The organism is Sphaerisporangium rhizosphaerae, from assembly GCF_042665155.1.
GTDB lineage: Bacteria > Actinomycetota > Actinomycetes > Streptosporangiales > Streptosporangiaceae > Sphaerisporangium > Sphaerisporangium rhizosphaerae.
In genome coordinates this window covers 219,427-228,903 of the sequence record NZ_JBHTCG010000010.1, presented here as the reverse complement: position 1 = coordinate 228,903, position 9,477 = coordinate 219,427, and the positions used below count along the sequence as shown (strand labels likewise).

Annotated in this window: 8 protein-coding genes; 2 read left to right on the top strand and 6 right to left on the bottom strand. The window is 74.6% G+C overall.

All coding sequences use genetic code 11. The features are described from left to right. Positions 1 to 80: 80 nt before the first annotated feature. The gene (locus ACFQSB_RS17805; protein WP_380827673.1) at positions 81 to 941 is read left to right on the top strand and encodes an inositol monophosphatase family protein; all 861 of its coding nucleotides are present in this window, start codon (positions 81 to 83) and stop codon (positions 939 to 941) included. A 64-nt stretch (positions 942 to 1,005) separates the two neighbouring features. Here the strand turns inward: ACFQSB_RS17805 and ACFQSB_RS17800 are convergent, their stop codons facing one another. Continuing rightward, complete coding sequence (locus ACFQSB_RS17800) at positions 1,006 to 1,248, bottom strand: hypothetical protein (RefSeq protein ID WP_354925397.1); 243 nt, start codon at positions 1,246 to 1,248, stop codon at positions 1,006 to 1,008. Positions 1,249 to 1,427: 179 nt separating this feature from the next. Between ACFQSB_RS17800 and ACFQSB_RS17795 the strand changes: the two genes are divergently transcribed. Beyond that, entirely contained in the window at positions 1,428 to 2,057 is a 630-nt protein-coding gene (locus ACFQSB_RS17795; protein WP_380827672.1) for a hypothetical protein, read from the top strand. Between the two features lie 103 nt (positions 2,058 to 2,160). Here the strand turns inward: ACFQSB_RS17795 and ACFQSB_RS17790 are convergent, their stop codons facing one another. The 5 genes from ACFQSB_RS17790 to ACFQSB_RS17770 are packed head-to-tail and all read right to left on the bottom strand — an operon-like array spanning position 2,161 to position 9,424. Next, positions 2,161 to 2,679, bottom strand: a complete 519-nt coding sequence (locus tag ACFQSB_RS17790; RefSeq protein WP_380827671.1) for a sarcosine oxidase subunit gamma — start codon at positions 2,677 to 2,679, stop codon at positions 2,161 to 2,163. After that, entirely contained in the window at positions 2,669 to 5,395 is a 2,727-nt protein-coding gene (locus ACFQSB_RS17785; protein ID WP_380827668.1) for a 2Fe-2S iron-sulfur cluster-binding protein, read from the bottom strand. The genes ACFQSB_RS17790 and ACFQSB_RS17785 overlap by 11 nt, the downstream gene beginning before the upstream one ends. Beyond that, positions 5,392 to 5,718: a sarcosine oxidase subunit delta gene (locus ACFQSB_RS17780; protein ID WP_380827666.1), complete on the bottom strand. Its 327-nt coding sequence runs from the start codon at positions 5,716 to 5,718 to the stop codon at positions 5,392 to 5,394. The genes ACFQSB_RS17785 and ACFQSB_RS17780 overlap by 4 nt, the downstream gene beginning before the upstream one ends. A gap of 17 nt (positions 5,719 to 5,735) precedes the next feature. Further along, entirely contained in the window at positions 5,736 to 6,968 is a 1,233-nt protein-coding gene (locus ACFQSB_RS17775) for a sarcosine oxidase subunit beta family protein (protein ID WP_380827664.1), read from the bottom strand. Positions 6,969 to 6,985: 17 nt separating this feature from the next. Beyond that, complete coding sequence (locus tag ACFQSB_RS17770) at positions 6,986 to 9,424, bottom strand: GcvT family protein (protein WP_380827662.1); 2,439 nt, start codon at positions 9,422 to 9,424, stop codon at positions 6,986 to 6,988. Between the last annotated feature and the right edge of the window lie 53 nt (positions 9,425 to 9,477).

Sequence of the window (9,477 nt, the reverse complement as noted above, 5' to 3'; positions counted from 1 at the left end):
AACCGACGCCGGCCCCGGCCGCATGGGGCATCGCCGGCGAGGCGGCATTCGGCATGGGGAGTGGTTGCGGGACATGAGCGATGACGCGCGGGCTCTTCTCTCCGTCGCGCTGGAGGCGGCCGGCGTCGCCGGCGAACTGGTCAGGACGCGCCTGCCGGGCGCCGTCACGGCCAAGGGCGACCGGGACATGGCGACCGAGGTCGACTACGCCGTCGAGCGGGCGGTCCGCGACCACCTCCGCGAGCGCACCCCCGCAGGTCGGCTTCCTGGGCGAGGAGGAGGCGGCCGGAACCGGATGGGAGCCGGGGGCGGGGCTGCGCTGGGTGCTGGACCCGGTGGACGGCACGGTGAACTTCGTCCACGGCCTGCCGCTGTGCGCCGTATCTCTGGGCCTGGTGCGCGGGGACGTCCCCGTCCTCGGCATCATCGAGCTGCCGTTCCTCGGCTCCCGCTATGCCGCCGCCGAGGGGTGGGGCGCCACCGTGGACGGCCGGCCGATCAAGGCGAGCGGCGCGGTGGCGCTTTCGGCCGCGCTGGTCTCCGTCGGGGACTTCGCCGTCGGCGACGGGGCCCCGGAGGCGAACCGGCTCCGGCTCGCGATCACCGGCCTGCTGGCGGAGCGGGCGCAGCGCGTCCGCATGTTCGGGTCCGCCGCGATCGACCTGGCCTGGGTCGCCGAAGGCAGGACCGACGCCTGCCTGATGATGAACAACCGGCCGTGGGACACCGCCGCCGGCGTCGCCATCGCCCGCGAGGCGGGCGCGCTGGTCGTCGACCGCGACGGGACGCCGCACACCATGCGCTCGACGGCCACCGTCTGCGCCGCCCCTGGCGTGCTCACCGAGGTGCTGCAGATCGTGCGGGAGGCCAGGAGCGGCACCGCGAACGGTGACATGACCGACCATGGAGATGCGGACCTGGCCGGTGACGCGGGGCGGTAGCCGCTCAAGCCCCACGACGCGCCGGACGCGGGCCCGGCGCTCCGCCGGCGAGCGGCAGGCGGGGTCAGCCGCCTACGACGGCCGTCTCGTCGCCGCGGAGCAGGCGCTCTTCGAGCTGGACCTCCGCGGCGAGATAGGCCGCGAGCTCGTCGAGCGTGGCGGCGCAGCGGACGTTGGACAGGCCGCGCGAGAGCAGGCCGCGCGAGACGCCGTGCCGGCGGACGGCGTACCAGCCGCCGCCCACGGCGTCGGACACGAGCCAGTGCTTGCTGTAGCGGTCTTTCAGCTCGTTGATCGTCACCGCCATCGCCGGGCACCCGCCGAGGACGGAGGGCGAGGAGCGGACGGGGCCGGCGCGAAACCGCGGGCCGTGGCGGTGGGGGAGGGCATGCGTCAAGGCTAGTCAACGACTCGTATTCGCTCAATCACACAACGTAATCGGGTCGGCATTGGCCTACATCGGCCACACCCCTCAAGCTTGAGGGTATGAACGAGAACGAGTCGGCCACGACACGAAGGTCCCTGCACGGCGTCGCCGAACTGCTGCTGGCCGGGCCGCAGCACCGGCGCAGCGGCACCATACGCCTGCGGGCCACGCCCGGCGGCTTCGCCACGGTCACCGAGCCCGACCTGCGCGTCGAGGGCGCCGACCTGGTGGCGGGCGAGCTTCGCCTGCCGATCTCCGGCACGTCGGCGCGGGCGCTGGGCGCGGCGGCGGGGACGGACGCGGGCGCGCCGGAGAACCTCTACTCCGACGGCTCGGGGGTCTCCCCCGACGAGGTGCTGCGCGTCGACCCCGTCGCGGCGGCGGAGCTCGCCCACGCTCTCACGCTGGGTGACCAGGCGCTGCGTGCCCTGTCCCCCGGGGCGACGCCCGTGCTCTGGCCCGAGCACTTCGATCTGGCGATCACCGTGGACAAGGTGAACTACGGCGTCTCACCCGGCGACTCCTACCTCGCGGTGCCGTACGCGTACGTCGGCCCCTGGGAGCCGCGCGGCGGCGAGTTCTGGAACGCGCCCTTCGGCGCGGCGCGCCCGCTGAGCGAGCTGGGCGGGGTGGTCGCGGCGATCACCGGCTTCTTCGCCGAGGGCCGCGACCGCGCCACCATCTCCTGACGTCCCCGCCGCCGCGTCGTCCCGCCGTCCCGCCGTCCAGCCGGCGTCGGCCGTCCATGACCGGAGGCGAAACGGCGGAGGGGCGGACGAGCGGCGGCGGAGATCAGTAGTCCACGGCCGCGTCGACGAGCCAGGCGGCCAGGTAGCGGGCGTAGGAGGCGCGGACGAGGACGCGGAACTCCTCCTCCCCGGCGATCAGCACGACGTGGGCGCGGGCGAGCATGGTCTGCGCGCAGCGGCCGGGGCCGAACACCGAGGGGTGCAGGTCCAGGGCGCACCCGTGGGCCAGCAGGTCGCGGGCGCCCGGGCCGGCCACCATGATCGTGGTGCGCTGCGCCGAGACGTCGGTCACCGCGACCTCCTCCGAGCGCGACAGGGGTGCCTCGCCGATCACCAGCCACTCGTCCGGCCCGAGCCAGACCACGTCGGCCTCCTCCGAGCGCAGCCAGGTGCCCGGCTCCAGCGGCAGCCTCACCCCCAGCGAGGCCGGAACCCGCGCGGGGTCCACGCGGAGGTTCGTCTGCCGCAGGAAGGGGATCTCCCGCACCTGGAGCCGCGGGCCCGTGACGCCGTCGAAGACGCCGTCGAATCCGGCGAGCGGGCTGGTCCGGTCAACCGTCACGGCGGGTCCCCTCGGGGTCGTAAAGGACGGGGTGGGCGACCGTCACCGGGACCAGGCCGGCGCCGGTGTAGGCGTGCAGGCGCTCGCCGATCCTGTCCCTGCCGCCGGCCACGAGCGCGAGGGCGAAGGCGCGCCCCAGGGCGGCGCTGCGGTAGGCCGAGGTGACGTGGCCGAGCATGGGCACCGGCGGTTCGGGGAGCCGGTCGGCGGCGATGACCTGGGCCCCCTCGGGGAGCAGTTCGGCCGGGTCGTCGGGGAGCAGGGCCACCAGGTGGCGGCGGCCGGCACGGGCGGTGTCGGGCCGGGTGAAGGACCGTCTGCCCACGAAGTCTGCCTTGCTCCTGGAGATGATCCAGCTCATGCCGAGGTCGGCGGGGGTGACGGTCCCGTCGGTGTCCTGGCCGATGATGGGGTATCCCTTCTCGGCGCGCAGCACGTGCATGGTCTCGGTGCCGTACGGCGTGACGGCGCCGGTGCCCATGACGGCCTTCCAGAGCGCGAGCCCGTGCCACCAGGCGACGTTGATCTCGTAGGCCAGCTCGCCGGAGAAGCTGATGCGGCACACCCTGGCCTCCATGCCGGCCACCTCGGCGTCGCGCCAGGTCATGAACGGGAAGCTCCGCGCGTCCACCGCCAGCCCGGGGGCGAGCCCGGCCAGAACGGCGCGCGAGCCGGGACCGGCCAGGGCGACCGTGGCCCACTGCTCGGTGACCGACGTGCAGCGCACCCGCAGGCCCGGCCACTCGGTCTGCAGCCATTCCTCCATCCAGTCCAGGACGGCGGCCGCGTTGCCGGTGGTCGTGGTGACCAGGAAGCGGTCGGGCGCCAGGCGGATGACGGTGCCGTCGTCGAACACCATGCCGTCGGCGCGGCACATGACGCCGTACCGGATCGCGCCGACCTTCAGGCCGCTCATGAGGTTGGTGTAGAGGCGGTCGAGGAACTCGGCCGCGTCCGGTCCCTGTACGTCGATCTTGCCGAGGGTGGAGGCGTCGAGCGCGCCCGCCGCCTCGCGCACGGCGCGGCACTCGCGCAGCACGGCGGCCTCCATGTCCTCCCCCGGCCGCGGGTAGTACCAGGGCCGTTTCCACTGGCCGACGTCCTCGAACCGCGCGCCGTGCTCGACGTGCCAGTCGTGGAGCGCGGTGACGCGTACGGGGTCGTGCAGGGCGCCGCGATCGCGCCCGGCGAGGGCGGCGAAGGACACCGGGACGTAGGGGGCGCGGAAGGTGGTGGTGCCGAGTTCGGCCAGCCCGGCGCCGAGCGTGTGGGCGATGACCGCCGTGGTGAGCGTGCCGGAGGTCTTGCCCTGGTCGTGGGCGGTCCCGGCGGTGGTGTACCGCTTGACGTGCTCGACGGAGCGCAGCCCGGCCCCGGTGGTGGCCAGCGCGATGTCGGCCACGGTCACGTCGCGTTGCAGGTCGACGAAGTGCCGCGTGTAATCCCCCGCGCCCGAGAGGGGCGGCACGATCCACACGTGTTCCGGGGGCGGCCCGGCGGGGACGGGGAGCGGCGGCGGTTCGGCGCCGGAGCCGGCGGCCTCGCCGTCGGCCAGGCATCCGGCGAGGGTGAACAGCCCGCGCGCCGCCCCGGCCACCCGCACGGCGCCGCCGGCGGCGAAGGGTTCCGCGGGACGGAAGGCCGCGAGGTGGTCGTCGTAGGCGAGGGCGCCGCCGGCCTGGCCGAACAGGTGGACCACGGGGTTCCAGCCGCCGGAGACCAGCAGCAGGTCGGCCTCGACCTCGCGGGCGCCGACCCGCACGGCGCGCACGCCGCCGTCGCCGCCGGGGCCGTCCGCGCCGAGCACTCCCGTGACCAGCCCGCCTTCCCGGGCGTCGGCGATCTCGGCGATCTCCACGCCGGCCGCCGCGAGGTCGCGTGCCGCGTCGTGGCCGCTGTCGCCGCAGGTGAAGACCACCGCGCGGCGGCCGGGCAGCACGCCGTGCCGGTTGGCGTACGCGCGGGCGGCGGAGGCGAGCATGACGCCGGGCAGGTCGTTGCCGTGGAAGGCGACCGACCGTTCGTGCGCGCCGGTGGCCAGCACGACTCTGCGGGCCCGGATGCGCCAGACCCGTTCCCGCGTGACCGCCTCCTCGCCGCGGCGCTCGACGGCGACCAGGTAGGTGTGGTCGTAGTAGCCGAGGACGCTGGTGCGGAGCAGTACGCGCACGTCCGGCAGGGCACGCAGTTCCCCGGCGACGGCCCGCGCCCACGCGGCGCCGGGACGGCCCTCCACGGCGCCGCCGGTGTCGGCGAGGGTGCCCCCGGGCTCGGGGCGGTCGTCGGCGAGGACGACGCGGGCGCCGGTGGCCGCGGCGGCCCGCGCCGCGGCGAGCCCGGCGGGTCCGGCGCCCACCACCAGGACGTCGCAGTGGGCGTGGGTGGCGTCGTAGCGCGCGGTGTCCGGTTCGGCGGACAGCCGTCCACGTCCGGCCAGGCCGGAGGCGGCCATGCCGTCGAGCAGCGGGACCGTGGTGGCCTGCGCCATGGGCTCGGAGTAGGGCCGGTCGATCTGGACGACCGCGCTGGGCTCCTCGGTCCAGGAGCCGAACACCCCGCGCGGGCGGCCGAGGGTGACGCTGGTGGCCACACGGCGCACTCCTGCGGCGAGCAGCGCCGAGGCCAGCGTGTCGCCCCGGCGGCCCTCGTAGGACCGGCCGTCGAAGGTGAACCGCAGCGTCTCCCCCGCGTGCCCGTCCTTGCGCCGCCCGGTCATCGCCCGCCTCCCGGAACGGAGGCGTCGGCGGAGGCGGGATCGCCACCAGGGGTGGGATCGCCGCCGGGGGTGGGATCGCCGCCGCCGAGGATCTCGTCGGTCGCGGTGTCCCTGGTGAGGGCGAACCAGCGGCGGCAGCCGGCGGCGTGGTGCCAGCGCTCCCGGAACGGGCCCTCGGGGTTGTCGCGGAAGAACAGGTAGCGCGCCCACTCCTCGTCGGTGAGCGCCGCGGGGTCGCCGGGGTAGGCGACGCCGGCCTGCCCGCCGTACCGGAACTCGGCCTCGTCGCGCGGCCCGCACCACGGGCAGGGGATCAGCAGCATCGGGAAAGGGAGCTCCTTCAGTGGGCCACGGCGGCGGCGCCGTGCTCGTCCACGAGCGCGCCTGTGGTGAATCGTGCGAGGTCGAAGGGCGCGTTGAGCGGGTGCGGCTCGTCGCGGGCGATGGTGTGCGCGTAGCACCAGCCGACGCCGGGCGTCGCCTTGAAGCCGCCGGTGCCCCAGCCGCAGTTGACGTACAGGCCGCCGACCGGGGTGAGCCCGACGATCGGCGAGGCGTCGGGGCTGACGTCGACCACGCCGCCCCAGGTGCGCAGGACGTGCGCCCTGGCGAAGATCGGGAACAGTTCGAGCGCGGCGGCCATCTGCCGTTCGATGATGTGGAAGGCGCCGCGCCTGCGGTAGGAGTTGGGCGCGTCGATGCCGGCGCCCATGACCAGCTCGCCCTTGTGGGCCTGGCTGACGTAGACGTGGACGGCGTTGGACATGACGACCGTCGGGTGCACCGGTTCGAGCAGTTCGGAGACCAGCGCCTGCAGGGTGTGGCTCTGCACCGGCAGCCGCACCCCGGCCAGGCCCGCGACGACCGAGGAGTGGCCGGCCGCGCTGAGCGCCACCCGGCCCGCCGCTACCCGCCCGCGGGTGGTCCGGACGGCCTGGACGCGTCCGCCGGCGACCTCGATGCCGGTGACCTCGCAGTGCTCGATGAAGTGGACGCCCATCGCGGAGGCGGCGCGGGCGTAGCCCCAGGCAACATGGTCGTGCTTGGCGATGCCGCCCCGGGGCTGGTAGGTGGCGCCGAGCACCGGATAGCGGGCGTCGGGCCGGACCTCGACGATGGGGCAGATCTCCTTGACCCGCTCGGGGCCGAGCCATTCGGCGTCCACGCCGTTCAGCCGGTTGGCGTTGACGCGGCGCACGCCGTCGCGCACGTCCTGGGCGCTGTGGGCGAGGTTGAGCACGCCGCGCCGGCTGAACATCAGCCGGTAGCCGAGTTCCTCCTCCAGCCCCTCCCACAGCTTGAGCGCGTGCTCGTAGATGCCGGCGCTCTGATCCCACAGGTAGTTGGAGCGGATGATCGTGGTGTTGCGCGCCATGTTGCCGCCGGCCAGCCAGCCCCGCTCAAGGACGGCCACGTTGGTGATGCCGTGGTTTCTGGCCAGGTAGTAGGCGGTGGCGATGCCGTGCCCGCCGCCGCCGACGATGACGACGTCGTAGGACCCGTCGGGCTCGCCGGGGCCGCGCCAGAGGGCGGCGCCGTCTCCGGGACCGGCCAGGCGGTCGGGGTCGGTCATGGTCCTCCCGTGCGGGGTCACGCGCGCAGCCGTTTCATCGCGGGGTCGAACAGCGGCTCCCGCGCGACGACGGCCGGGACGCGCCTGCCGAAGTAGCCGATGTGCACCTGCCGGCCGGGGACGGCCAGCTCGGCCGGCAGCCACGCGTAGGCGACGGCCTTGCCGACGGTGTACCCGTAGGCGGCGCTGGTGACGTATCCCACGCAGGAGTCGCCGTCGTACACCGGCTCCTTGCCCGTCACCACGTCGGCGGGGTCGTCGGAGGTCAGGCAGGTGAGGCGGCGCCGCACCGACGCCTCCCGCTCGGCGAGCGCGCTCTTGCCGATGAACCCGGGCTTGCGGGTCTTGACGGCGAAGCCGAGCCCGGCCTCGTACGGGTCGTGCTCGTAGGTCATGTCGGTGCCGAAGGAGCGGTAGCCCTTCTCCAGGCGCAGGCTGGTGAAGGCTCCGCGCCCGCCGGCGACGACGCCGTGCGCCCGCCCGGCCTCCCACAGCGTGTCCCACAGCTTCTGGCCCATGTCGGCCGTCGTGTAGAGCTCCCAGCCCAGCTCGCCGATGTAGGACAGGCGCAGCGCGGTGACCGGCACGGCGCCGATATAGGCGCGCTTGGCGCGGAAGTAGCCGAAGCCCTCGGCGGAGAAGTCGGCGGTGGTGAGCGGCGCGACGACGTCGCGGGCGAGCGGTCCCCAGACGCCGACGCAGCACGTGCCGGGGGTGATGTCCCTGACGGTGACCGAGCCGTCGGCGGGCAGGTGGCGGTGGAGCCAGTCGAGGTCGAGGTTGCCGTTGGCGCCGACCTGGAACAGCTCGCGGCCGAGCCGGGCGACGGTGATGTCGCTGCGGATGCCGCCGTCGTGGTCCAGCAGCAGGCAGTAGGTGACGGTGCCCACCCCCTTGTCGACCTCTCCGGTGGACAGGCGGGTGAGGAACGCCGCGGCGCCGGGGCCGGCGACCTCCAGCCGTTTGAGCGCGGTCATGTCGTACAGCGCCACGCCCTGCCGGGACGCCAGGGCCTCGGCGCCCACGATCGGGGACCAGTAGCGGGCCGCCCAGTCACCGGGCCGCGGGATGTCGCCGACCCCCGCCAGTGCGGCGTTGGCGGCGTACCACTGCGGGCGCTCCCACCCCGCGGCCTCCAGCGGGACCGCTCCCAGCTCGCGCTGCCGCGCGTGGAAGGGGCTGACCCGCAGCGGGCGCAGGTTCTCCGGCGGCTGGAGGGGGTGGATGATGTCGTACACCTCGACGAAGTTCTGGCAGTCGCGGGTGAGGACGTACTCGGGGGCCAGTTGGTGCGGCTCGAACCGGTTGACGTCGCACTCGTGCAGGTCGAACGACGAGCAGTGCCCGTCGACCAGCCATTCGGCCATGGCGCGGGCCACGCCCGCCGAGTGGGTGACCCAGACGGCCTCGGCCACCCAGAAGCCCTTGACCTCGGCCGACTCGCCGAGCAGCGGCATGTTGTCGGTGGTGAAGGAGAACAGCCCGTTGATGCCCCGCTCGATCTCGGCCTCGCGGGTCGCGGGGAGCAGCGCGCGGGTCTCCTCCCACGCGGGGGCGAAGTCGGCGGGGGTGAAGGGGGTCACCGAGGGCATCACCCCGGCGGCGGCGACGGCGGGGATGTCCTCGGGGCGCACGGGCATCGGGCGGTGGCCGTAGTAGCCGACGGCGAGCCGGTCGTGCCGCTCGCGGTAGTACAGGTCGGCGTCCTGGTGGCGCAGGATCGGGCGGGTCGCCTCCCTGGACGGCCGGTCCACCTCGCTCGCGGCGAGGGCGGGGACCGGGCCGGTCCAGGCGAGCTGGTGGGCGAGCGGGGTGAGCGGCAGCGTCATGCCGGCCATGGCGGCCACCTTGGGGCCCCAGATGCCCGCGCAGCACACGACGACGTCGGCGGGGATCTCGCCCCGGTCGGTGAGCACGGCGCTCACCCGGCCGTCCTCGGCGCGCACGTCGAGCACCTCGTGCCGGTCCAGGACGCGCACGCCGCGCTCGCGGGCGCGGGCGAGCTGCGCCTCGACGGCGGGGACGGCCTTGGCGATGCCGTCGGTCGGGACGTACAGGCCGCCCAGCACCCGGCCGGGGTCGAGCAGCGAGTGGCGCCGCAGGCACTCCTCGGGGGTGAGCAGGCGGGCTTCGAGGCCCCAGGAGGCGGCCCAGCCGTGCCGCCTGCGCAGGTCGGCGAGGCGTGCGGGGGTGGTGGCCACCTCCAGCCCGCCCACCTGGAGGAAGCAGCCGAGCGCCAGCAGCTTCTCGACGGTGTAGCGGGCCATCTCGGTCATGGTCTTGGACGGGTTGGTCTGGAACACCAGGCCGGGCGCGTGGGAGCTGGACCCGCCGGCGGCCGGGAGCGCTCCCTGGTCGACCACGGTAATGTCGTCCCAGCCGCGCGTGGACAGCTCGTCGGCCAGGGCCGCGCCCACCACACCGGCTCCGATGACCACGACCCGCGGGCCTGCCATACGCCGCTCCTCTGTTGCGCATGCCGAGATCGAATGCGCATTCCGCAACAAGC